Raw genomic sequence first — 24,276 nt, 5'->3', positions numbered from 1 at the left:
GGCGCGCCCGGGCTGCGCGCCACACAGTTTTTATCTGTTTTGAAGGTCAGTTTCCACAATGACACTCATCGTCGAACAACTTCTCAATGGCCTTCTTTACGGCGTTATGTTGTTCCTGCTTGCCGCCGGCTTAACGCTGATCTTCGGGATCATGGGCGTTATCAATCTGGCGCATGGTTCACTCTATATGATCGGCGCCTTCATCGGCACCTTTGTAGCGGTCCAGTCGGGAATTTTCTGGCTGGGGCTGCCGGCAGCAATTCTCGCAGCCATGGTGGTGGGTATTGCCATCGAACTTGGTATCATGCGGAATCTTTACCAGCGCAATCATCTTGATCAGGTGCTGGCGACCTTCTCGCTGATCCTGATTTTCAATGAGCTGACCGTTCTGACTTTCGGGCGGCAGCCGATCTTCACGCAGCTTCCGGCGTCGCTCTCGCAGCCTGTTGAGCTGTTTGATGGCCTGAGTTATCCGCCGTTCAGGCTGTTGATCATTGCGGCCGGTCTGCTGGTCGCAGCCGGACTTTATGTCTTCATCAACAAGACCCGTATCGGCATGCTTGTGCGGGCGGGGTCGACAAACCGCGATATGGTGCGTGCACTGGGCGTCGATATCAGACTGCTCTATACGCTGGTATTTGCACTGGGCGCGGCATTTGCCGGGCTTGCGGGCTTCATGACCGGTCCGATCCTTGCCGTCCAGGTCGGGATGGGAGAGCAGATCCTGCTTGCAACTTTTGTTGTCGTGGTCATTGGCGGGGTGGGTTCAGTCAAAGGCGCGTTCATCGCCGGCATCTCGCTCGGCATTATTGATACATGCCTGCGCGCGTTCCTGCCGGGCCTCCTGCGCAATGTAATGGCTGCAGCGCAAGCCGATGCTTTGGGCGTTGGCATCGCCTCGATGGGAATTTACCTGCTAATGGCCATCGTTCTCTTGTTCCGCCCCAGGGGCCTGTTTCCGGTGGGAGGATAGATCATGTCATATCGTATGCTGCTCATTGCTTTTGGCTGCGCGGTGCTGGCTTTGTTTCCGTTCGCGGCTGACGCGTTCGGGCAGAATGCTGCCACAAGTCTTCTCGCCCGCATCATGATCTACGCGATCGCCGCGGCAAGTCTCAACCTGATCCTTGGGTATGGAGGGATGGTCTCGTTTGGTCATGCGGCATTTTTCGGCATCGGTTCTTATGTGGTGGGTATTCTGTATTTTCATCATGCCGAGGACACGCTGCTTTTCGGGTTCATTCCGGGCTCTGACCAGTTTGTGATAACGGTTTCGGCAGCGATGCTGGTTTCGGGGCTTGCAGCGCTGCTCATCGGCGCACTGGCCTTGCGAACGTCCGGTGTGCAATTCATCATGATAACCCTGGCATTCGCGCAGATGCTGTTTTTCCTGTTCGTTTCACTCAAGACCTATGGCGGGGAAGACGGCATCATCGTGCGGCGGGCCAATGATCTGTTCGGCCTTAGCCTGCGCGATAAGACAACAATGTATTATGTCATCCTTGTCTCGATGATCCTTTATCTCAGCTTTCTCTGGCGGGTCGTCCATTCCTCCTATGGCGCGGTGCTGACAGGAATCCGGCAGAGCGAAAGACGGATGACCGCCATGGGGATCGAAACCTATCGCTATAAACTCTATGGTTTCGTCCTGGCCGGAATGGGCGCGGGCCTCGCCGGTGCGCTTCTGACCATCTTCATGCGTTTTGCGAGCCCTGACACATTGCACTGGACCAAGTCCGGGGAATTGATGGTTATGGTCATTCTCGGCGGGGTTGGCAGTTTCTTCGGCCCGCTCTGGGGTGCCGCAGCCTTCCTCATTCTTCAGACCTATCTTGCCTCGTGGACCGAACATTGGCAGCTTGCCATGGGCCTTGTGCTGCTGTTTGTCGTGATGGGAACAAAAGGCGGGATTGTCGGAGGCTGGCGGGGAATTCGGCATTGGTTGTCGCGACAGCGCAAAGTCGAGGTGCGGACATGAGCAATCTTCTTGAAGTTCGTGATCTGGTCAAACGCTTTGCCGGGCTTCTTGCAACCGATCATGTCACGCTCGACGTGGAGCAGGGGCATATTCATGCGCTGATCGGCCCGAACGGTGCAGGAAAATCCACCATCATCAATCAATTGTGCGGCGAAATCACACCCAGTTCGGGTTCGATCCGCCTGATGGGTGAAGACATCACACAGTTGAGTGCGGCCGGACGTGTCACACGCGGACTGGGGCGCACCTTCCAGATTACCACGCTGCTCGACGAAATGAGCGTGCGCGAAAACATCGCGCTGGCGGTGCAAATGCGCCAAGGAAACAATTTTCGGATTCTCGACCGGGTGAGAGGGCGCAGGGCAATCTGGCGGGCGGTGGAGGAGATTCTCGCCGCAAGCCGGCTGGCCAATCATGCCGAAAAATGCGCCGGCGATCTGTCGAGTGGCGGTCGCAAGCAGCTGGAATTGCTGATGGCATTGGCTCTCAAGCCGAAACTGCTGCTTCTTGATGAGCCAATGGCAGGTCTTGGGGCGGCAGAAAGTCGGGAGATGATCGAACTGCTCAACAGCTTGCGGGGCAGGGTGACGATGTTGCTTGTGGAACATGACATGGAGGCGGTGTTCGCGCTCGCCGATCGCATTTCTGTGCTGGTGTATGGCCGTGTCATCCTGACGGGCACGGTGAACGATATAAGGACAAGCCAGGCCGTGCGCGATGCCTATCTTGGCGGGGAGGAAAAGCTGTGCTGAAAATTCAGGGGCTTCGCGCCGGTTATGGGCATTCAAAGGTTCTTCACGATGTCTTTCTGGAAGTGAAAGAGGGCGAGCTGGTGACCCTGATGGGCCGGAACGGCATGGGCAAGACCACAACGATACGGACAATGATGGGACTGCTCGAAGCGACGGGCGGCAGCGTTGAAATAGCCGGTCGGGATACGACGCGCTACAGGCCGGAAAAAGTCGCCCGGCTTGGAGTGGGGCTTGTTCCTGAGGGGCGGCAGATCTTTCCGACGCTGACTGTACGGGAAAATCTCGTCGCCACCGCATCCAATCGCAACAAACGCGTCTCCCCCTGGGATCTGCAGAAAGTCTACGCGCTGTTTCCGCGCATGCAGGAGCGGGCCAGTCAGATCGCCGGTACGCTGTCAGGGGGTGAACAGCAAATGCTGGCGATCGGGCGCGCCTTGATGACGAACCCGCAATTGCTGATCCTCGACGAAGCGACCGAGGGGCTCGCGCCGGTGATCCGGACAGAGATCTGGCATTGCATCATGCGCTTGCGTGAGATGGGGCAGTCGATCCTGTTGATCGACAAGAATATTGCCGTGTTAAAGCGGCTGGCCGATCGCCACTATATTCTTGAGAAGGGACGCACGGTCTGGCAGGGCAGCGGCGAGGATCTGCAACGCGACTACGAGAAGGTGCATGCCTATGTCGGTCTCTGAAAGAATTGCACTGATCGGCTGGGGTGCTATCGGCAGGCGGGTTGCCGACCTTCTTTCCAGGCGCAAATGTCCGGTTGAAATCGCCGCAATCGCCGTGCGCGACGCCACCGTCTCACGGCCGGATCTGCCGGATGGATCGCTGCTGATCGATGATCCAAATCACCTTGCCGCGACGGGGGTGACGCTGGTGGTCGAAATGGCGGGCCGCTCAAGCGTATTTCCCTACGGCATGGCGGCACTGTCGCACGGCATGGATTTCGCAGTGTCTTCGACATCTGCATTTGTCGATGCGGACTGTCTTTTGCAGTTGCAGAGATTGGCTGCGGGAAAAGGCTGCAAGTTAATCATCCCACCCGGCGCGCTTGGCGGTATTGATGCACTTGCCGCGGCGGCCAGGCTGCCCGTTGAACGGGTCGAGCATCGGATTACCAAGCCGGCAAAAGCATGGCAGGGTACCCGTGCCGCGCAGTTGATTGACCTCGAGGAGATCACGCGGTCCACGGTGATCTTCAGCGATAATGCCCGTGTAGCAGCAGATGCCTTTCCGCAGAATGCCAATGTCGCGGTGATCACGGCGCTTGCGGGAATTGGCCTTGATCGGACCCGCGTGACTTTGGTGGCGGACCCTGATGCCGATAGCAACCGGCATGAAATCTTTGCTGAAGGTTCGTTTGGCACCATGCACATGCGTTTTGACAATACGCCGCTCAGCACCAATCCCAAATCTTCGGAAATGACAGCACTCAGCCTTGTGCGAATGATTGAAAACCGCGTCGCAGCCCTGGTGGTTTGAGAAAAAATATGATGATCAAGGATGTTCGTCCATGACCCCTCTTTCTTCGGAAGCACGTTTCGAGCCAGCGCGGCTTGAGCGCGATTACAATGCCAAGGCCACGGTTTCGGCGGAGGAATTTGCAGCGCAGATGCAGCGTTATCGCGCGCAAAGTGTGGCGCAGCGCGACCGTTGGGGCCAACATCGGGATGTGATGTATGATGCGGCGAGCGGGCAGCGGATTGATATTTATGCGCCACCGGCCTCACAGCGATTGCTGCCGGTTTTCCTGTTCATTCATGGCGGTTACTGGCGGGCGCTGAGCAAAGAGGATTCTGCGATGATGGCGGGCATGCTGGCGGCTGAAGGTGTCGCGACGGTCGTCGTTGACTATCGGTTGGCGCCTGATGCCAGTCTTGCAGAAATAACCCGTGAGGTACGGGCTGCGCTGGGCTTTGTCTGGCACAATGCCCAGCACTTCGGGCTTGATCGAGAGCGCATTACCGTTGGCGGGAGTTCGGCGGGTGGTCATCTCGCGGCGGCGTTGTTGGCAACAGGATGGCAGGCTGGTTTTGGGCTCCCAGCCGATGTCGTCAAATTTGGCATGCCCGTCAGTGGCCTGTTTGAACTGGCGCCGCTGGCTGCAACCTTTCCGCAACAATGGCTGCGGCTTGGAGCGGATGATATTGATGCGCTCAGTCCAATCCGCCACATTCCGCAACAGGGCTGCCCGATCATTGTGGCGTGGGCCCAGCATGAGGCGGACGGCTTCAAGCGCCAGTCGCGCGCCTTTGCCGATTGCTGGTCAAAGGCCGGCGGGGCGGTGACGCCGATCGAGATCGCGAACCGCAATCACTACGATATTCTTTTGGAGTGGTGTTCGCCCGAAACAGAGCTTTCGCAAGCGTTGCTAGCGGGAATTCGCGCGATCGGCTGACACGGTTTCTGAAATCCGCTCTGCGGCGACACCGCAACTGCGGTGCGTGCGGACGCTTGAACAAAGCCATTCAAAATGCCCATCAATTCATGAGAATAATATCATGGATATATGGATTTAACGTGGATTGTCGCATGAATGAAAGCGACGCATTGTTCCCCATGACTGATTGGGCCCCGGCCCCGAATTTCTAGATCGCAGAGGCTTTGTGATGCAAAAAACCCACGTGCAGCTTTTCATAGGCGGCGAATGGCGCAAGACCAACAACACGCTTCCTATCATCAATCCGGCCGACGAGACGGAGATCGGCCAGGTTGCAATTGCCGAGCCTGCGGATCTGGATGCAGCGGTTGCTGCAGCCTGGAGCGGTTACCAGATCTGGCGAAACACCGCGCCTGCAGGGCGCGCCGCCATCCTGCTCAAGGCAGCCTCGCTGATGCGTGCCCGGCAGGAAGAGATTGCCCGTTCGATTACCTTGGAGAATGGAAAGCCACTGAGCGAGGCGAGGCTCGAGGTGATCCGAGGCTGTGAGTTCTTCGAGTGGGATGCCGGTGAATGTGTTCGCTTTTACGGACGGGTGGTGCCGAGCGCGCCGGGCATTCGTTATATCGTGCTGCATGAGCCGATCGGTCCTGTCGCGGCATTCGCGCCGTGGAATTTTCCGATGAGCCAGCCGGCACGCAAAATTGCGGGCGCGCTCGCCGCCGGGTGTTCGGTGGTATTGAAAGCCTCGGAGGAAACACCAACGGCGGTCAGTCATATTGCCCGGGCGCTGGTGGATGCCGGACTGCCTGCCGGCGTGCTTAATCTGGTATTCGGGATACCGGCCGATATTTCCGGTTTTCTGATCCCACGCCCAGAGATCCGGGCGATTGCCTTTACCGGATCGACGAGCGTCGGCAAGCATCTGACGGAGATTGCCGCGCGTCACATGAAGCCTGCATTGATGGAGCTTGGTGGCCACGCGCCGGTGATTGTCTGCGAGGATGCGGATCCGGTAGCAGCCGGCATCGCCTCGGCACGCCGCAAGTATCGCAATTCCGGTCAGGTCTGCACCTCGCCGACCCGGTTCTTTGTTCACGAAGCGCTTTATGAGCGCTTTACGGCGGCCTTTGTCGAAACGGCTCAGTCGATCCGCGTCGGCAATGGGATGGTGGAAGGCGTCGACATGGGGCCGGTTGCCAATGCCCGCCGCCTGGAGGCCTTGGCAATGCTGGTCGAGGATGCGAAGGTCAAGGGTGCCAAACTGCTGTTTGGAGGAGAGCGGTTGAACAATAACGGATATTTCTTTGCGCCGACCGCATTGGCGGAACTGTCCGATGATGCGCGGGCGATGTCGGAGGAGCCGTTTGGCCCGCTGGCTCTGATCAACCCGGTTGCTTCGGTTGAGGCAGCCATTGCCAAAGCCAATGCGTTGCCTTTTGGTCTGGCAGCCTATGGTTTTGCGCGTTCTGCTGACAATGTCGATCGACTGATGTCGGGCCTTGAAGCAGGCAATGTCTCGATCAACACGCTGGAAGCCTCTGTCGCGGAAACGCCTTTTGGTGGTGTGAAGGAGAGCGGACTCGGCCGTGAAGGCGGTGCGGAAGGGCTGCATCACTATACCGTCGTCAAAAACGTGTCTCACCGGCTCGCAGCGCCCTGTTAGTTGAGATCAAATCCTGTCACTGCAGGGGCACCAATGCCCGTGTGACCTTTGATCCTTGGGGGCGCGCCGACAGATCACAGGCCGTTGAATCCGGCCGATCGGACACGGATATCCGAGACGTCGGTCCCGCCTTGGCCGAGAGCGAGGCGCTGGATGGGCGCCTTGCTGCTGCTTTGAGTTTTGGGCTCTTCGATCGGCTTGGCGATCAGGCAAGCGCGGTTTCATGAAGCAGGTGAAACCTTGTGAGATAGGAGGCTTGCGTGAAGTCCATTTGATGGACAAAACGAATGATCACTTCGGCGAGTTCCGTTGGTCGTTCGATAAAGACGAGATGGTCGGCTTCGGAAATCGTGTAGAAGCTGGCGGTTTCAAACAGCGCTGCGCAGACCGCAATATCCTCCGGCAAAGTGATGGTATCATGTTCGCCGGTCACAAACAGCGTCGGTGCGGCAAGCTTGACCGGCGTGGTCCTCGGTGCGCGCTCCGTCATCCGTTTGCGCAGGGCTTCGAAGCGCGATTGCTGTGTTTGAGCATAGGACATCAAAGCGGTTTTCAGCAATTTGTAGAGATCGTCGCGCAGTTGCACCTCTTTGGTTTGGTCCATGCACATCAGGCTTTCGACAATCTCAACGACGGCCTGTTCTCTGGCGCCCGATTGCAGCAGGCTCAGCGCGTGATCGAGCTTTCTTCTGGTCGCGGGCGGATGGGTTTCAGCAACCCCAATCAGGATCATATGGGCAATTTTTTGTGGCCAGTGGTATGAAAATTCAAGCGCGATCAAGCCGCCGTAGGAGATACCGATCAGATTGATTTTTTGGAGGGTCTCGACCTCAAGAATTTTATGGATGCAGGCTGCAAGGAAAGGAAAGCTCGCATCCTGTGGCATGTCGTCTGCAGCGCCTGTTCCTGGAACGTCAACGAAAATGAGTGGACCGTCTGAAGCCAGCAGGCTTTCAAGATGCGGGAGCGAATACATGTCCTGAAAGCCGCCGCCGATGATCAGCTTGGGGACGCTATTGGCGGTAAGCTTACCGATGATGCGGTAGTAGAATGTCACGCCCTCCAATGCAGCTTGTTTAGGCGCTGCCTCATCCTGATAGTTTTGCGAGCAGAGAAAATAAGCCAGCGAAGAGACACTGCGGCAGCGCAATATGTCGGGCCAATCGACCGATATGCCGAACCTGTCTTCGATGAGCAGCTGAATTTCCACCAAGGTCAGGGAGTCGGCACCGAGCGCAAAGAAATCGCTGTCAAAATTGACGCTGTCCCGATTGAAAGCCTCCCGGCAGAGGGCGTTGAGATCTCGAAGCGTCAAATCATAATCATGGAGAGAAAGTGTCGATTGCATGGCTGTGATGTACTTTCTGAAATCAGGGGTTGTACTTACAATACAGAGCATCAATCTATAGGGTATACCAACTCCTACGGAGAAATATTAAGCCGGCAAATTATAGGTAAAAGTTTAGCGGAGGGAATTGCACCGTTGACCGATGAACGCTGCGCTTCGTTTAAAAAGGTGAATAGTCCCTATCCGCTTCGCATGGCCGAAGAGGTGTCAATACAAAGGATTGCTGTTGAAAATGGCTCAAGCGATCACGCAGTCAGTTCTGTTGGCATGACCAAGGGGCTTGCCGATAGCAGCGCGCGCATTGATGAGACGGCGATTGCCATCGCCGCCTCATCATCGTCTCACTAAAATTTGACAGCGAGTTTGGTATTGAAGCCGTTCTCGAGCGCCCCTTCCAGGAATTGACCCCGATAGGCAGCACCCCATGTTGTATTGGGAGCGAGGTTAAGATCGAAGCCGAGTTCAAGCATAGCTGCGTTCTTGCCGATCGCCACGCCTGTCATCTGAAAACTGTCTGATCCTTCGAAAGAAAGACGGGTGATCGGGTCGAGGTCGCCATAGGCATGACGCCAGCCGACCATGCCGTTCACACTGCCGGCGAGCTGATTGAGCGTGAAGTCGCTTGCGCTGCGCAAGCCGATGGTGGTGAAGGTGGTTTCGGTCGAACTGCTGCCTGCTGACAGCGCTGCAGCCCCGCCGGTCTCGCTGAAGCCATCGGTATGCAGCTTGACATAGGCGAGGTTGGCGAAGGGTTCGAACACCGCGACGCTGGTGTCGATGCGGTAGCCCAGTTCGCCGAAGATCTGAAAGGTCGATGCATTGTAATCGGCATCATGGAAATCGGTGAGACCCGGGATGCCCACATAACGGCTCGTCTCAAGCGCACTGAAGCTGTAGGCTGCGCCGGCACGCAGACTGAGCGCGTCAAACTGGCTGCCGCCATAAAGGCCGAGATGCCAGTTTTCCGCGGAAGCCGAAGAGCTGCGGTCTTTCGCATGCATGCTCAGATGGCTGTATCCGGCGACCAGTCCGAGACGGGATGCTTCACCGAGTTGTGTATCGAGCCCGGTCACGAAGCCGCCGGTCGAGGTGTCGAACGCGGCCGCGTTGTCATTGCCGTTGAAACGCCCCCAGGAGCCAAGCGCCTGGCCCCAGGCTGCGAGATTGGTGGTCGTCGCGGATTCGGGTTTGACCCCAGTCGTGGAAAAAGCTGCCCGCAGGCGATCATTGATGGCATCGCGCAGGAAATGGCTATCATTGATCAGGCCGGATTTTGCCGAAGCGTGGATTTCGCCTGAAAGCGCGTCAAAGGCTGCCCGTGCCGCTTGATCGTCAGGCTGCAATGCGATGGCGTTCCACACAGCGTGTCCGGAAGGCAGCGATGCGATCGCGCGCGCCGTGTTGCGCTGGTTGCGGGTGGCTGCGACATCGTCGAAGCCCACATCATTGCGCTTGAGCTGCAAGGTGACATCATTGCCATCGCCGCCGGCATAATCGAGCGTCTCGTTGAGGAAGATCAGGTTCTTGCTGACCGTGGAAAATCGCCCCAGAACGGCGTCGCTGCCCTGATTTGCGATGAGGGTGTAAGGACCGTTGAGCGGGTTCCAGTTCTCGGCTGTGGCGGGCGACAGCAACAGGCTGAGCGTTGCGCCTGAAATATCGACCGCACCGTTGACGATCAGCCTGTCGGAGACGTCAGGTGTCACATCCACCAGCAAGGTGCCATGGTTGATATAATCCCCGTCGATGGTCTGGGTGCCGGGGGAATGGCCCGGCGCATGAACGCCGCCCTTTTCAATGGTCAGATCGCCCAGAACACCGGTTCCGCCCAATAAGCCGCCGGACCCGACGCTCAGACCGCCCTTCATGATCCCGTCAGCCATCAGCACAGCACCGGTTCCGACACGGTAATCGCCGCCAAATGTTCCTGTAATGACCAGAGTGCCGGCATCCACCTGGGTTCTGCCCATAAAACCGCTATTGTCGCCGGAGAGTGTCAGCAGGGAATTGGTCGACTTGCGCAGCAAGCCGTTGCCGGTCACTGCGCCCTGATAGACTGCATCCTTTATCAAGGCGAAATCGATTGTCGCCGCGCTTGCCACCGCCATGTCGCCGTTGGGAAGGCTTTTGAGCTGCAACGTGCCGGCCGAAACCTCGGTTTGTCCGGTAAATTGCGTCAGGTCACCGGCAAGGATGGTGGTGCCGCTGCCGATCTGCTTGATAGTGCCGTTGCCAATCAGCGCCCCTCCATAGGAGTAGCTGTTGTTACGATTGAAAACCAGAGCGCCGGTACCGGCAAAAATCGTATTGCCATAGCCCAGACGTCCGCCTGTCCCACCATTGCCGATCATCAATGTTGCCTGATCGATGATGGTGTTGCCATTGTAGCTGTTGGCGCCAGTCAGCGTCAAAGTTCCGCCGCCGGTGACCCCGAGCGTGCCCTTGGCACCGGTGATCGTCCCGCCATAGCTCAGAGCGTCGGAACGATCGAACACCAATGTGCCCCAATTGTTTATGTCGCCGGTGATTGATCCGGCGCTGCCACCATTGCCGATGCGGACCTCAACGCCTTCAGAGATCCCCAATGTGCCGGAGAATGTGCTGCTGCCGGTCAGAACCTGGTTGCCGCCGGTCACCATCACGCCGCCAGCGCCGGTGATTGCGCCTGAAAACACCCCTGCGGCTTGTGTTATGCCCAGATAATTGGAGCCAAGAACAACCGATCCACTGCCAGACAATGTCTTGATCTGCGCGGATGCGGCGGCTGAGATATCGAGCGTGCCATTGACTTCGACACCGCTGGAGGCATTGATCCGGCCCTGACCTGCCAGAGCCAGCGTTCCGCCCGCATCAATTTGCGTCTTGCCGGTAAAACTGTTCATGCCAGTCAGTGTCAGCGTGCCCGCACCGGATTTGACCAGCTCGCCATTGCCGGTGATATCGCGACGAAGGGTCGAATTGAAACCATTGGTGTCGATGGTTCCACCCGCTGCCCCCAGCTGCACCGAACGCCCGGTCGAAAGATCGAAGGAGGAACCCAGTTCGAGCACACCGCCTGAGAAGGTCAGGCTGCCATTGACTGCGCCGAGATTTGCGTCGGAGGAAACTGAAAGCCTGCCTGCCGACACTGTCGTGCCGCCGGAATAGACATTGGCTCCGTTCAGCACAAGCGTGCCGGCGCCGGTCTTGTTGAGCCCGTCGCTGCCGGTAATCGCATTGTCGATGCTTGCGACATAGGATCCGCTTGCCGCACTGCCGTCGCCCACTCGTATTTCAACGGGTGCCGGATGGTCCGCGTCTGCGATGAGCGTCAAGGCATCGCCGGTCATCCGGTATCCATCGGAGGCGAACTGCATCCCTGTCGCCTGGACAGGACCCGCGCTATTGTCGATCGTCACTATACCCGCATTGCCGCCGAATATTGCAAAGCCGGGTTGTGGCTGCATCGGAGCGGTCAGTGTGCCGTTTTCATCGCTCCAGACCGCTGAGACTGTCGACCAGGTCCCGCTTCCGCCGCCCAATTGCGTGGGGCTTGCAGCGCCATTGGCATTCCAGAACCCAAGCGTCTGGTTGCCGACATTGATGAGATTGATCTGTTTGGCGGCGGTCAGATATTGAAGGGTGAGTGGCGCGCCAGCTGGTGCCTGGTTAATTGACAGGCCGCCATTGGACAGTGTCAGGCTGCCGCTGTAATCAAAGATGCGGTACAGACCGGGGCCAAAGCCGCCAGCGTCCGTGATATTGAGCTTGGCGCCATTCAAAACGAGGTTTCCGTCGACTGAAAGGCTGTCGGAATTACCCGGCGTGAAATAGTCTACGCCCGGCACGCCGGCTTCATAGGCGATCCGGCTCCCCTGCTCGAGTGTCAGGTCACCATTGATATGCAGCGTGCCGACCGGTGCGCCCGCAGCAAGCGTGCCACCGTCTTTGACAAGGGTGGTTCCAACCCGGCCACCGCCACCCAAGGCGGCACCGGCTTCGACTGTGGTGAGAGAGGAGGCGGCAATGGAGCCATTGACGATCAGCGATCCAGCCTGGACAGTGGTGCTGCCGCTATAGTTGTTGGTAGCGGACAAGGTCAGGCCGCCGCTACCGATCTTGACCAGATTTCCCTGGCCATTGCTACCGAAATTGCCGGAAAAGACCGAGCTGGTATTGCTGGTTCCGGTCGTCAGTGTCACCCCTTGATCGACATAAATCGACGTGCCGGCTGTGCCGGCGAGTGATCCGATCTGTTGATCGGCGGCGAGTCCAATCTGGGAACCGGTACCGTTCAGGCTGACGGCAGCGTTTGAGGAGAGAGCGTTGGTTGCACTCAAATTAAGTTGGCCGCCATTGCTTATCGATATGGCTGAAGAATTGGCGATGGAAGCACCCGGGCCTACTCTGAGCGTGCCGCCGGTCACAGCAGTTGTTCCTGAATAGCTGTTGGTAGCGCGCAGGTCCAACAGGCCGGATCCGGTTTTTGTCAGGCCGCCGCTTCCGGAAATGCCACCCCAGAAACTGCTGTTTGTGCTGTTATCTACTGTCAGCGTGGCAGTTCCCAAAGTCACGCTGGTTCCGGTGCTGCCGCTCAGAGTGCCGACTGTCTGATTATAGCCGGCCAAATCGAAAGTGCCGCTGTTAAGCGCAACGCCTGCCGACTGCGCGATGGCGTTTGCAACGCCCATCCGCAAAAGACCGCCATCGATTGTCGTTGAACCGGTGTAATTTGTCACACCGCCCAATGTCAAAATTCCGGCACCTGATTTGGTGAGACTTCCGGTTCCGGAAATGCTGCCATAATAGCTGAAATTACCAGCATTATTGACGGTAAGAGCGGCCGCGCCCAGCGACACACTGGCCGCACTGGTGCTGCTGGATAATCCCTTGATCGTCTGATTGAAACCGTTGAAATCCAAGGCGCCATTCAAGAATTGAACCGTCGATGATTGCGCCAAAACATCCTGCGCTCCCAAGAGGAGCGTGCCGCCGAGAATTGTCGTGGCGCCGGTAAAGCTGTTGGCGCCGCTCAGTGTCAATGTCCCGGTGCCCGCTTTGCTCAGAGCGCCGGATCCTGACATGATGCCGGAGATCATACCGTTGGCATTGGAGCCGATATTGAAGGTCAGTGTATGCCCGCCACTGTCGACCGCGCCTGTCAGCGAGAGGCTCTGATCAGCGCCGGAGGCACTGATCAGCGTGTCCGCTGCGAGCGTGACCGAACCGCCCCAGACCGATTTTGAGACATTGTTTGTCAGCGCCCCGCTGCCCATCCCGGTGCCCGAAAGGGTCAAGGCTTCATTGGCGACCGTGAAACTTCCGTTGAAGATCAGCGCCGCGCCGGATGCGACGATCGTACCGTTCGCAGCGCTTCCCAGCGCGTTGGCATTGCTGATCGCGATCGCACCCTGATTGATATAGGTGGTGCCGGTATAAGTATTTGCTGATAGAAAGCGGATATTGCCGGTGCCGGTCTTTATCCAGTCACCGCCTGCAAGATTTGTTGAAACATCAAGCGACCCATTGGCATAAAGCTCGGTGCCGGCTACGCCCACACCCAGCACGGTTCCACCATACAAGCTATAGATGGGATAGGTGTTGCGGTTGAAGGTCAGCGAGCTCGCCCCGACAGTGCCAACCACTTGTACCGCGCCCGACGAGCCGGGAAAATCGCCGAACACCGCATCACCGCCATTGATCCAGGCAATATTGTTGCCATTGGTATCAACCCAGTTGGTGGCCGCGCCAGCAGACCATGTGCCGGCCCCGCCGTCGGCGCCCGCGGTGATATTGGTCCCGTCCCAGGCAAGCTGGGCCGACGCCGGCAATGGGTTGATTGCAAGAATGGCAGTCAGCGCGGTTGTTCCAAGAAGTGTCGCGCTTCGCGCCGCAAGGCTGCGACGCATCGAATAACAAGAAGATTTCATCCCAGCCCCAAATTTTTCTTCGCATGACCCTCATCATGCGAAAATGCCTCTCCCGAGGCACGCCCAATCAAGCGCAGCATCCGATCGCCCTGTCCGTGACAGGCCGGTTGCAAACACTCAAACCCGACAACCAGAAAGCACGAAAGTGAGCGCTAAACAAGAGGGGGTGCATGGAGGTTTTAACCTTCATCACCAGACATCGTACAGCGTTAACGTGAAAACAGGTTGCGGCACCGCCTATGCCCCAGATTTCAGCGGATTTTGCCGCGCAAAAGAGCTTGGCGCAACAGCCGCGAGAGGGTTGGTACGGTAGCGGACAAATCGGGACGGTCAGCGGAAATCATGAAAACCCTGTAGCAGGTTTCGCTCATCGAAGGCGTGGCTTTCGCTTCATTATCCTTAACATGGCCAGGGCAGCGCGTCAGAAACCTGGAGACTGTTCAGCGGATCTTTGCAGATATTATAGCGGAAATCCCGTGCCTTCATTCGAATCTCGTCAAGATGCAGGCAGGGATCGGTCATATTGCGTGGCTTGGGCAGACCGCGTGGAAAGCGGTACATTGCCTGGAAAGGCAATGCGCAATGATATTGCTGCTCTCCGACTAAACATCGCGGCTGTAGAAAATAGCCTGTTGGAAATGGAGAAGCTTTAATATTTTTGAAGAAATTTAGCACTTCTGTGGTTGCCGCCCACAATGCGATACGTTCTTGTCGATCTGATTGTGCGCTCGCGTTATATTTGTTGACTAAACACTCATTTAAGACTGTTGCCCCGCCGTGGCGCTCCGTAAAGGTCGAACATTTCGTTTGACAGCGTGAGCAGGGGCGTCGTCATTTATGCCAAAGCGCTTGGTGGAAAGAGCGCTATAAAACGAGCGTAATATCTACCCGCTCGGCAAAAGTGTGGATGTCCCGCATTTCGGAAACGTTGGTATAAATATCGACTGTTTTGATCGCGATGAAATCGTCCTCTGAGACACGATCACCAAACAGCATCAGTGCCAGTTGTGGATCACACCGCTTTGACGTCCATATCAAGCCATCGGCGTCTGTTCTGTTCTGATGAACAGCCAATGCCCATTCAGCAGTAACATGATAATGAGAGGCTGTTGTGTCTATAAGGTCCGCCCTACTCAAATTCCATTTCGCCAGATCCGGTGCGAACAACGGTACCAAATTGAGGTCTCGTTTCAACTCGACTATCGAGTGGGCGAGCGGCTTAATGTTGTCGACGCCAACTGTCTTTGTTGGCTCATCGAAAGGGACATCGTGAAAGATCGTTTCGTGAACTGCACATTCGTAACCGGTTGCAAGATACTGTGTTGGGATTGGTGTTTCGCCAATAAATATCGGGGCAAAACGACTCTGACGTCCCAGCCCTGGATTGAAAGAGCGACTATTGAATTTTTGATTGTGAACGCGATGATATTGTGTCCCCGCCTCTCTTCCGTGCGAATTGGAGGCGGGAAACGGAGACGGGGGCGAAGAAATCATCCGATGATTTTCTCCGCCTCTTGGGCTGCTGCCGACGCTATTGCATCATTGGCTTTCAACAGATCGACAGGTCGTTTGCCTGACAGCCAGCCATTGTGGGAGGTAAACCAGAACGCCAGTTGCCAGCCGGACTTCTGTCTCCCCAAAAGTTCGAGAACCTTCGCAACAGCTTCAAGCGGTTTACCCTCCTCAAACTGGAAAGCAGGAAAATAATCCGTGCTGCGGTGCCTGATTGAAAACACCTTGTTTTTCGCTTTCCAGCGCGAGGCTGTCATACTCCGGTTCTTCGAACCATGCCCGGCCATCGCTGCTACATCCTTGCTGGATAGAACTGGCCACGTCTCAAGAAACTGCGCTCTGGCCTTTGCATTGCTGTCATACAGCATGCGTTCAACCTCAGCATTTGCCGGCGCGCGCATGTAAACAGATACGAGGGCCTCAATAGCTTCTTCAGAAAGTTTGCTTTGTCGTGCTTCTACGATAGCTGGTACATGTTCAACAATATCGCGTATCGTTTCGCGCAGAGCTCTGTCAGGTGTATCGACGAGGACTACCATCATTTCATCGTCATCGATTTTCGGTTTCGACTTTTCAGTTCGGGCCATCGATCTGCGGACCTTTGCACGGAATGCAGCAGCACGTTCCTTGGAAGCCTCCTTGTCTTTAAGGCTAAGTCTCTTCGTCCTGGATATCTTTTTGATTGGTACAGGGTTCAGTTCGGTTGCGAATTCCTGAGTGAACTCGGCGCTATCATAGACGCGAATGCCTTGAGTAGAAGACATCGAGATACTCCTGATGATAACGGATAGTAATTGACTTGTAACCTATATCACCAAAGCTATTTTTTCAAGGCTAGACTCTGAGTTTGTCGGTGCGTCAACACCGCTAGCCGGTCTATAGCTGGACGTAACGTTCACATGCGGGATATCATGATTGTAAGAGTGGATCGGTTGGTGCCGTAAACGCAAGATTGGTTGATCAGCGCAAGGTTCCGCTTTGTTAGATAGAGTTGATTATGGTCCTTGCGGGAAAGGCTATTCATCGTGTTCGGCCTCAAGAAAAACCCTGCCCTCAGCTCCGTGAAGACGTGCTTACACAATAATTTTGAAAGGCATCATTAAGCGGAAATCAATTGAACAAAACGCCTAAAACCGTTCAGATGAAACGAGCCACTTCTATCATCACACTTGCAGGTCGCGCCGACACACCATTAATTACAATGTTTTGCAAGTTTTTGCGTGAGTCTGGTTTTTGAACGGCATCGTAACTTTAATTTTGTTATAAGGTTGCCGGGTTTTCCTGTCGGTCAATGGCGTCGAAGCGCGTAAGCAAATTCTTGAACAGGAAGGCCGTTTGCCGGATGTGATCGTTGCTGCCGTCGCCGGCGGATCGAACGCAATTGGGCTGTTCCATCCGTTCCTGGACGACGCATCGGTCAAGAGTGTGGGTGTTGAAGCTGGCGATCGCGGTCTTGATGGCGTTGAGCATTGTGCCTCGATGAGTGTGGGCAGCCCCGGCGTTTTGCATGGCAACCGCACCTATCTGCTGCAGAACGAAGATGGCCAGATTCTCGAAGGTCATTCGGTTTCCGCAGGTCTCGACTATCAGAGCGTTGACTATGTGCCGATCCTCGAAGACGAAGCGCTTGAAGCTTTCCAGCTTTGCACCCGCTTTGAAGGTATTATCCCAGCGCTTGAATGGTGGTAAACTGTACAGCACCAGGTACAAGTCTGCCTTGCTCAATAGCTTCCGTTACGAAGCGGATTGCAACTTCCCTCGTCATGCCCTTTCCCGCCGTAAACAAGGCGGCCGCAGCACCATCCACCGCACCATTGCCACTGCCCGCCACCTCATGCAGGCAACCGAGGGCCAGGCCACCGTTCGGCAGTTTGCTGTCGAGCGCGGGCAGACCGAAAGGCAGGACCTGCCGCTGTCGCCCATTCCCGCCCTCCAGCCGCTCAATGCGCGACCGCAGTTCTGCAATAACGGGGTTGGCGGCGATCTCGGGCATTCGATACGGGTCCTCGCAGGGGTTTGCAGCTTCAGTAAAAGCTGATAAGTTCCCTATTTGTTCCGATTGCTTTCACGAGTCAATCGGGTCTGGATCGGCGAGATCACAGCTTTTGCGCGGTGTTCGAATGAATCCTGCAAGGGTTTCAAGGGGATATCCGGAAGGCCGCCAGCAGGAAATTTTTGTTTACGACGGGGACAGATGACAGCTTACCTGGAAAAGCTCAACGACCGGCAACGGGAAGCGGTGGAATATGGCGTGGGGGAGGCTGGTGTCAGCCGTCCGCTTTTGGTGATTGCCGGCGCTGGCTCAGGCAAGACCAATACATTGGCGCATCGGGTTGCCCATTTAATCGTCAAGGGGGCGGATTCCAGGCGGATCTTGCTGATGACTTTTTCGCGCCGGGCGGCTTCCGAAATGGGCCGACGGGTGCAACGGATCTGTCGGCAGGTGCTCGGTGAGAATGCAGCCATCATGCGGGATGCGCTGCACTGGGCCGGGACCTTTCACGGCATCGGGGCGCGGCTGTTGCGGATCTATGCTGAACAGATCGGCCTGCATGTGGATTTCACAATTCATGATCGCGAAGACAGTGCCGATCTGATGAATCTGGTTCGGCACGAACTGGGCCTGTCGAAAACAGAAAGCCGTTTTCCCACCAAGGGCACCTGCCTTGCGATCTATTCCCGTGTGGTTAACGCTGAAAGCACCATCGGCGAGATCCTGAATTCAGCCTATCCCTGGGCGATTGGCTGGGAAGAAGAACTCAGGCAGTTGTTTGCCGCTTATGTGGATGCCAAACAGGCACAGAACGTGCTCGATTATGACGATCTTCTGCTTTATTGGGCGCAGATGATGTCTGATCCCCAGCTCGCGCAGGATATTGGCGGGCGTTTCGATCATGTTCTTGTTGATGAGTATCAGGATACCAATCGGCTGCAGGCTTCTATTCTTCTGTCACTCAAGCCTGATGGACAGGGCCTGACTGTTGTCGGGGATGACGCGCAATCGATCTATTCTTTTCGGGCGGCGACGATACGAAATATTCTGGATTTTCCCAAAGCCTTCGCGCCAACGCCGGCAGACATCATCACACTCGATCGCAATTACCGCTCCACCCAGCCCATTCTGGCCGCGGCCAATGGAGTGATAGACCTTGCACGCGAGCGGTTCACCAAGAACCTGTGGACGGATCGTCGCTCGGAGCAGCGTCCCTTGCTCGTCACCGTCAGGGACGAAACTGACCAGGCCCATTATATTGTCGAGCAGGTGTTGGCCAATCGCGAGGTCGGTATCACGCTCAAGCAACAGGCCGTATTGTTCAGGACATCAAGCCATAGTGGCGCGCTTGAAATTGAACTGACGCGACGCAACATCCCTTTTGTCAAATTCGGTGGGCTGAAATTCCTCGATAGCGCGCATGTCAAGGACCTGCTGGCGGCGATCCGCTTTGCGCAGAACCCACGGGATCGCGTGGCGGGCTTTCGGCTGCTGCAAATGCTTCCGGGTATTGGTCCGCAGACAGCCGGCAAAATACTGGATACGATTGCCGCTGACCCGGAACCGTTATTATCTCTCGCTGAAATTCCGCCACCGCCCAAGGCGGGCGACGACTGGCCCGCCTTTGTCTCGATGCTTTCCGGCCTGCGCAAGTCAGAAGGCGGTTGGCCTGGGGAAATCGGTCAGGTGCGTCTGTGGTATGAGCCGCATCTTGAACGTCGTCATGAGGATGCTGAGACCCGCAAGTCGGATCTTCTTCAGCTTGAGCAGATTGCCGGCGGCTATCCCAATCGCGAGCGGTTTCTGACCGAATTGACCCTTGACCCACCCGATGCCACCAGCGATCAGGCGGGCGTCCCGTTGCTCGACGAGGATTATCTCATCCTGTCAACCATCCACTCCTCCAAGGGACAGGAATGGCGTTCGGTTTTCATGCTCAATGTGGTGGATGGGTGTATACCCTCGGATCTCGGTGCCGGAACGACGGCCGAACTCGAAGAAGAGCGGCGGCTGCTCTATGTCGGGATGACACGGGCGCGCGATAGCCTGAGCCTTATCACTCCGCAACGCTTCTTCACCTATGGGCAGAACACGCAAGGGGATCGGCATGTCTATGCGTCAAGAACGCGTTTTATCCCAAAGCCTCTGTTGCCGCTCTTTGAGCTGACAAGTTGGCCCAAACTCTCAGCGTCAAGTGCAGAGCGCAGCACGCGGCAGGTCAGAGTTGATGTTGGGGCGCGAATGCGCAGTATGTGGCGGTAAACCAGACAGATTGCGCTTGGAGTGAGTGGGATGCGAACGACCGCTATGATCGCAAAGCCCGATCGCCTGATGGCTTGAATGAAATTTCTTTCATTGTCATTGGGGCAGAACAGCTTGCAAGCATCGCTCAGTCGGTTCCCATTTATCAAGCGCGGTGTCTGCCGGCTTGATAGCTGATGTCATTCTTTTCAAGGACCTCTGAAGTTAGAGATCTATTTCCTGCCGGTCTGCAGTCTGCTGGCAAAGATGTTCCTGCAAATGCAACGCCCGCCATTGCCAGGCCACGCGATTGTCGATGGCAACGGCATTTCTTACCCGTGACGCCAATCGTTCGGCCGCGCACGGATCAAGCATTGTCATGACCCTTTGAAAACGTTCGCTTTCAAGAGGTGTCAAGTTCTTGTCAGCAAATCGCTCTCGAATCTGTGCTAGAAACGCCTGTATTTCCGTATGCGCGCGCTTGCCGTGTTGGGTGGAAACAAGCCCGACAAGATCCGCTTTCTCATCATCAGCTCCTGCAAGGAAATTGCGCGCGCCAGGCGAAAGATCGGCGAGAGGCTGCTGCATTTTTTTCCGAAATTCCACCTCTGATGCACCGAAACTCTCGGTTAGTTGCGCGAAGCGCTGACCATAATTCTCAAGCGCAGTCAAACCGACACGTAACGAGGCCTGTGCCAGGACTCTTTGTCTGTTTGCCCATCCTGGGAATGAACGCTTTCCCAAAAGGTCACCGAAATCCGCTGGCCGGCTTTCCAATCTCTTTAAGGGAGGCGCCAGTGCTCCTTGCGCATGAATATGGTTGATGAAAAGATCTGCAACTGCAGCGGAATTGCTGAAACATCGCGCAAGGCTTTTGCGTATCAGCTTTTCAATCTGTCCGAGATCAGGGTCCTGCGCCGCCAGGCGTGCCGCCATGGCGCTTATGCTCTCTTGAAATGTCAGCGCCGGAATCAGCGGCTTGTCGAGACTATGCTTTTGGCTGGGGCTGGTCTTGCATGCCGCAATTGGCCTTTGTTCTTTAAAGTCGAAAGCCGTGACAGCCGCCGTTTCGACCTGGGTCAACAGCATGCGGGCCCGGGAGAGATAGTAGATGGCGGGCCAATCGCTTTCCAATTGCGCCCGGGCATTATCGTTAAAGCAAGATAGAAAGGATTCCAGCCTGCTTGCGTCAAAGCACCGTCCGACAGCCACAGCCTGCGATGGCAATGACACGTCGCCCAACGCATCGAGATAACGACGAACGCTCTCGGATTTTGGTCCCTGCAAGACCGCATTCCGGCACGTCTGCCAGAGACTTGATTGTGCATTTCTCGTATCGACACGATCGGCATGATCAAGGGCTTGTTTAAGATGTGCGGCGACCTGACGAACCCTATCTGGCATCGGCTGATAAGCCTTAATCGGCTGGGTGGAGGCGTTGCCAGAATTGCGTTCCTGTTCCAGCCGACGCGCAGTATCCGGCGAAATCTTGCCGGTCAAAGAGAGTTGTCGCCACCTGATCGATCGATTCAGCTTCTCGCCCAGAACATTCAAGCGCACGGTTGCCAATCGCAGCCGTTGCTTCCAAGTCGTGATGATTTTTTGCAGGGCAAGACGCCAGTCATGTTCGGTTCCAATATTGCGCCTTTGCATGAAGGCCCGCAAGGCGTCGCCATAGTCCTGTGTGTGAGAATGCTGGAAGCAAACCATCTTCAAGCGATCCCGTGACAAGACCTGCTGCAGAGCCGTCCGGTCGCCAAATTCCTCCAGATCTGCGTAAAGGTGCAGGTTGCACCGATGGCGGGTGAGCGCGACATAAGTCAACTGAGCATCCATGGATCTGGTGAGATAGACCAGGGCGTGTTTGACAGTCTTGCCCTGTGATTTGTGGATCGTCTGCGCATAGCCATGATCGAAGGCATTATAGCGTGCAACGCAGAACTGAATTTTTGCGCCATGCTGCGCGGTGATCGTCATCAGGCCTGTCATAGGCTGAAAGTCGGTAATGCAGGCGTTTGTTCCATTGCGCAGTCCGGTTTTCCAATCGCCCCTGAGACAAACGATCCGGTCGCCGATCGCAAAGGCCTTTCTGCCTTTGCCGGTGAGAACGACGAACTCATTTTGCAATGCGCCGCGGGCCTTGAGAGCATCCCGCGCTTTTGCGTTGAGCCGGTCGACATCTGTGTTGCGATGACACAGGATCTGCGCGTCCTGGCCCTTGTAAAAATAGTTGCTCCATTCCCGGATCAAAGCGTTCTGGGTCCGGGCTGGTGTCGCGTCATAGGTGAAGTTGCCGAGCCGCTGATAAAGTTGAAGGGCGGCTCTGGTGTTTCCCTTGGCAAGCAGCAGGGATGCCTTGCGATGTTGGCTGTTGCGCTGCCTGCGAATGCCGGTCAACTCTCGATAACCGAGTTCGTCGGCGATGCCTCTGAACGCGGCCCCGGACATGATGGGCTGCAGCTGGCGATGGTCCCCGAGCAGGATCAGTTTGGCATCGGCCTGGCGCACCTGTTCGATAATGGCCAGCATCTGCGGACTGGACACCATGCCAGCCTCATCAAGCACAAACACGTCACCCGCCTTAAGAAGGCGTTTGCCGTGAGCCCAATTGACCATCCAGGAGCAGACGGTACGGCTGTCAATGCCACTTGCCTGTTTAAGCGCGTCGACCGCCACACCAGCAAGTGCTCCGCCATATACAGCGCATCCCTCGGCCTGGTAGGCCTGATGAAGGACACGCATGATCGAAGATTTTCCGGCACCCGCAAATCCGACGACAGCGGCAACGGCGTTGGCTTCGGTGACATAACGCAGGATTGCTTTTTGTTGCTCCGAAAGCGGAAAGCCAGCCTGGCGTTCAAACGCAAGCTGAGCCAGCTGCAGTCGCCTTTCGGGCACATGGAATGCACCTTTGCCTGCGAGTTTCCTGGCGCTTTCGATCAATTGTTGTTCGGTTTCAAACACTGATCGCGTGGTATAAAGCGCGGGCTGCAGTTCCTTGTTGCTTGCACAATCATAAAGTGGAGCCCGGATTGCTATCAGATTCTCACTGGCACCGATCAGGAGTTTCACCCGTTGATAAGCATCCCGGCTGTTGGTGTAACGAAAGATCTCTGCTGCAATATCCCTTTCTGTAAATACAGATTGCTGGGCGCCGAGCTTATCCAAAATCAGCTCGGGATTCTCCAGAACCCGTTGTTCATTGCTTTGGGCGATCGCCCTGTTATGCGCAATCCTCTTAGAAATACCGCCATGCTTGTCGATTGCCGTTGCCCAAACTCCGATATGGTCCGAGGGCAGCAAAGCGACACCCTGATCGTGAAATGACCGGTGATCCATGCGGATATCCAGTCCATGCAACGCATAATGTTGGTTTAACACCGAAGCCCAAGCCGCTCGGATCGGGTTCAAATCCGGTTTGCCAAGCCCGAACCTCTTATAGTCGATTTTGCCATTGGCATGGCGGCAAAGGACGCCGCTTTCGTCCTTGTTTGGTTGCACAACATTACCGAAGCCTGCATCGGTCAGAGGTCTGGTCTGAACAAGAATATGGACATGCGGGTTGTCGGGAACGTCGTGATAGGCCCAGTCGGCCACCAGTCCGCGTGTCGACAATTGCTCTGCAACAAAGGCTCGAACCAAAGCGATGTTCTCCCTGATGGTGAATTCACGCGGCAGGGCAATCTCGATTTCATCGGCATAATGAGCATTCAGGCGCCTGTTACAATGTTCAACCTGCGACCAGAATTTTTGCGATGGCAGATGATCGGGTAGATCAAGCAGTCTGGTGACCCAGACCGGCGCATTGGCGGGAACGGCAAATTCGGTGTGAACGATATGGCGCTTGTGCGAAAAATCCTTGCGTTCCCCGGTTGCTTCATTGACGACGAGGGCACCCCGACGATAGGCCATCGCGGCAACGATGCTTTGCCCTCGTCCTGCACTGATATCTTTGAGCGTCAGGTGATAAATCGCCATGATAAAAGATAGCGGCTGGCGCAAAGCGGCGAAACGGCAAGCATTCTGTCCCAAGATGCAGTGGGGTCTGGAGGAGAAAACTGCTAAGTGCGCCCTTACCCCAACCAGCCTGTCCTCTTAGGAAAAGCTCGCCGCTATCTATCTCCTCTTTCTAGGGAATGATGCCGTCCGGTTTTCGGTCTACAATAAACAATATCCCTGATCCAACAGCACAGAGATAAAAGAGGATGTCGCGGCTACGTGCAAATAAATCGGTTGCCGAGATCCAGGCGGAAATCCAGCATCTGAACGCAGAGCTCGAAGCCGCCATGAAAAAACAGGCACAATTGATCGGACAACTCGCATTGGATGCGGGCCTGGCCGACCTGCCATTGCCTGATTTCAAAGCAGCATTCAGCGAGTTGGCGCGACGCTTTCGGGCCGATGCCGATCGGTAGGGTTTCACAGCTTGAAAACCGGCTGATCCGCAAGAAAGTCAGGCTTGCAGTGCTAAGAAAGAGCGGCTGCTGGAGG

The 24,276-nt window shown here is 56.1% G+C and carries 15 protein-coding genes and 2 pseudogenes; 11 read left to right on the top strand and 6 right to left on the bottom strand.

Going from position 1 to position 24,276, the window contains the following annotated elements:
- Positions 1-58 precede the first annotated feature (58 nt).
- The 7 genes from ABWV94_RS17210 to ABWV94_RS17180 all read left to right on the top strand — a co-directional run bounded on the left by ABWV94_RS17210 (position 59) and on the right by ABWV94_RS17180 (position 6,782).
- Positions 59-973, top strand: coding sequence for a branched-chain amino acid ABC transporter permease (locus ABWV94_RS17210; protein WP_113497061.1), 915 nt, complete (start codon positions 59-61; stop codon positions 971-973).
- A gap of 3 nt (positions 974-976) precedes the next feature.
- Entirely contained in the window at positions 977-1,978 is a 1,002-nt protein-coding gene (locus tag ABWV94_RS17205) for a branched-chain amino acid ABC transporter permease (RefSeq protein ID WP_113497059.1), read from the top strand.
- The gene (locus tag ABWV94_RS17200) at positions 1,975-2,730 is read left to right on the top strand and encodes an ABC transporter ATP-binding protein (RefSeq protein ID WP_113497057.1); all 756 of its coding nucleotides are present in this window, start codon (positions 1,975-1,977) and stop codon (positions 2,728-2,730) included. Before ABWV94_RS17205 ends, ABWV94_RS17200 begins: the two co-directional genes overlap by 4 nt.
- A complete protein-coding gene (locus tag ABWV94_RS17195) occupies positions 2,724-3,425 on the top strand; it encodes an ABC transporter ATP-binding protein (RefSeq protein WP_353414651.1) in 702 nt (233 codons plus the stop codon). The genes ABWV94_RS17200 and ABWV94_RS17195 overlap by 7 nt, the downstream gene beginning before the upstream one ends.
- Positions 3,412-4,218: an aspartate dehydrogenase gene (locus ABWV94_RS17190; protein ID WP_353414649.1), complete on the top strand. Its 807-nt coding sequence runs from the start codon at positions 3,412-3,414 to the stop codon at positions 4,216-4,218. The genes ABWV94_RS17195 and ABWV94_RS17190 overlap by 14 nt, the downstream gene beginning before the upstream one ends.
- Positions 4,219-4,249: 31 nt before the next feature.
- The gene (locus ABWV94_RS17185; protein ID WP_353414647.1) at positions 4,250-5,134 is read left to right on the top strand and encodes an alpha/beta hydrolase; all 885 of its coding nucleotides are present in this window, start codon (positions 4,250-4,252) and stop codon (positions 5,132-5,134) included.
- 211 nt (positions 5,135-5,345) lie between these two features.
- On the top strand, positions 5,346-6,782 hold the full coding sequence (locus ABWV94_RS17180) for an NAD-dependent succinate-semialdehyde dehydrogenase (protein ID WP_353414645.1): 1,437 nt from the start codon (positions 5,346-5,348) through the stop codon (positions 6,780-6,782).
- A gap of 205 nt (positions 6,783-6,987) precedes the next feature.
- Here the strand turns inward: ABWV94_RS17180 and ABWV94_RS17175 are convergent, their stop codons facing one another.
- Entirely contained in the window at positions 6,988-8,097 is a 1,110-nt protein-coding gene (locus ABWV94_RS17175) for an alpha/beta fold hydrolase (RefSeq protein WP_353414643.1), read from the bottom strand.
- A gap of 168 nt (positions 8,098-8,265) precedes the next feature.
- On the opposite strand from ABWV94_RS17175, the gene ABWV94_RS17170 reads away from it, so the two are divergent.
- Positions 8,266-8,478 carry a hypothetical protein gene (locus tag ABWV94_RS17170; RefSeq protein ID WP_353414641.1) on the top strand — a complete coding sequence of 71 codons (213 nt, stop codon included), beginning with the start codon at positions 8,266-8,268 and terminating at the stop codon, positions 8,476-8,478.
- On the opposite strand, the gene ABWV94_RS17165 is transcribed toward ABWV94_RS17170, so the two are convergent.
- From ABWV94_RS17165 to ABWV94_RS17155, 3 genes are all read right to left on the bottom strand, one after another.
- Positions 8,475-14,039: an autotransporter domain-containing protein gene (locus ABWV94_RS17165; protein WP_353414639.1), complete on the bottom strand. Its 5,565-nt coding sequence runs from the start codon at positions 14,037-14,039 to the stop codon at positions 8,475-8,477. The two genes, ABWV94_RS17170 and ABWV94_RS17165, sit on opposite strands and share 4 nt — an antisense overlap.
- A gap of 864 nt (positions 14,040-14,903) precedes the next feature.
- On the bottom strand, positions 14,904-15,533 hold the full coding sequence (locus ABWV94_RS17160) for an RES family NAD+ phosphorylase (RefSeq protein ID WP_353414637.1): 630 nt from the start codon (positions 15,531-15,533) through the stop codon (positions 14,904-14,906).
- Positions 15,530-16,315 carry a hypothetical protein gene (locus ABWV94_RS17155; RefSeq protein WP_353414635.1) on the bottom strand — a complete coding sequence of 262 codons (786 nt, stop codon included), beginning with the start codon at positions 16,313-16,315 and terminating at the stop codon, positions 15,530-15,532. The genes ABWV94_RS17160 and ABWV94_RS17155 overlap by 4 nt, the downstream gene beginning before the upstream one ends.
- Positions 16,316-16,823: 508 nt before the next feature.
- On the opposite strand from ABWV94_RS17155, the pseudogene ABWV94_RS17150 reads away from it, so the two are divergent.
- Positions 16,824-17,231 (top strand): annotated as a pseudogene (locus ABWV94_RS17150) (tryptophan synthase subunit beta); the annotation flags it as partial.
- Between the two features lie 91 nt (positions 17,232-17,322).
- Here ABWV94_RS17150 and ABWV94_RS17145 read toward each other — a convergent pair.
- Positions 17,323-17,544: pseudogene (locus ABWV94_RS17145) on the bottom strand (damage-inducible protein); the annotation flags it as partial.
- A 201-nt stretch (positions 17,545-17,745) separates the two neighbouring features.
- Here ABWV94_RS17145 and ABWV94_RS17140 point away from each other — a divergent pair.
- Positions 17,746-19,806 carry an ATP-dependent helicase gene (locus ABWV94_RS17140; protein WP_353414633.1) on the top strand — a complete coding sequence of 687 codons (2,061 nt, stop codon included), beginning with the start codon at positions 17,746-17,748 and terminating at the stop codon, positions 19,804-19,806.
- A 204-nt stretch (positions 19,807-20,010) separates the two neighbouring features.
- Here the strand turns inward: ABWV94_RS17140 and traA are convergent, their stop codons facing one another.
- On the bottom strand, positions 20,011-23,763 hold the full coding sequence (gene traA / locus ABWV94_RS17135) for a Ti-type conjugative transfer relaxase TraA (RefSeq protein WP_353414631.1): 3,753 nt from the start codon (positions 23,761-23,763) through the stop codon (positions 20,011-20,013).
- 227 nt (positions 23,764-23,990) lie between these two features.
- Here traA and ABWV94_RS17130 point away from each other — a divergent pair, with 227 nt between their 5' ends.
- A complete protein-coding gene (locus ABWV94_RS17130; RefSeq protein WP_113497029.1) occupies positions 23,991-24,200 on the top strand; it encodes a TraC family protein in 210 nt (69 codons plus the stop codon).
- Positions 24,201-24,276 lie beyond the last annotated feature (76 nt).

Origin of the sequence: Brucella sp. NBRC 12953 (assembly GCF_040369775.1) — a bacterium.
Taxonomy (GTDB): domain Bacteria; phylum Pseudomonadota; class Alphaproteobacteria; order Rhizobiales; family Rhizobiaceae; genus Brucella; species Brucella pseudogrignonensis.
Note: the sequence above shows the minus strand (reverse complement) of the source record. Positions and strands in the feature narration are given on the sequence as shown.

Excerpts from the sequence above, each read along its gene's own strand:
- ABWV94_RS17210 (WP_113497061.1), top strand. The coding sequence starts at position 59 with ATGACACTCATCGTCGAACAACTTCTCAATGGCCTTCTTTACGGCGTT.
- ABWV94_RS17205 (WP_113497059.1), top strand. The coding sequence starts at position 977 with ATGTCATATCGTATGCTGCTCATTGCTTTTGGCTGCGCGGTGCTGGCT.
- ABWV94_RS17200 (WP_113497057.1), top strand. The coding sequence starts at position 1,975 with ATGAGCAATCTTCTTGAAGTTCGTGATCTGGTCAAACGCTTTGCCGGG.
- ABWV94_RS17190 (WP_353414649.1), top strand. The coding sequence starts at position 3,412 with ATGTCGGTCTCTGAAAGAATTGCACTGATCGGCTGGGGTGCTATCGGC.
- ABWV94_RS17185 (WP_353414647.1), top strand. The coding sequence starts at position 4,250 with ATGACCCCTCTTTCTTCGGAAGCACGTTTCGAGCCAGCGCGGCTTGAG.
- ABWV94_RS17180 (WP_353414645.1), top strand. The coding sequence starts at position 5,346 with ATGCAAAAAACCCACGTGCAGCTTTTCATAGGCGGCGAATGGCGCAAG.
- ABWV94_RS17165 (WP_353414639.1), bottom strand. The coding sequence starts at position 14,039 with ATGAAATCTTCTTGTTATTCGATGCGTCGCAGCCTTGCGGCGCGAAGC.
- ABWV94_RS17160 (WP_353414637.1), bottom strand. The coding sequence starts at position 15,533 with ATGATTTCTTCGCCCCCGTCTCCGTTTCCCGCCTCCAATTCGCACGGA.
- ABWV94_RS17155 (WP_353414635.1), bottom strand. The coding sequence starts at position 16,315 with ATGTCTTCTACTCAAGGCATTCGCGTCTATGATAGCGCCGAGTTCACT.
- ABWV94_RS17140 (WP_353414633.1), top strand. The coding sequence starts at position 17,746 with ATGACAGCTTACCTGGAAAAGCTCAACGACCGGCAACGGGAAGCGGTG.
- traA (WP_353414631.1), bottom strand. The coding sequence starts at position 23,763 with ATGGCGATTTATCACCTGACGCTCAAAGATATCAGTGCAGGACGAGGG.
- ABWV94_RS17130 (WP_113497029.1), top strand. The coding sequence starts at position 23,991 with ATGTCGCGGCTACGTGCAAATAAATCGGTTGCCGAGATCCAGGCGGAA.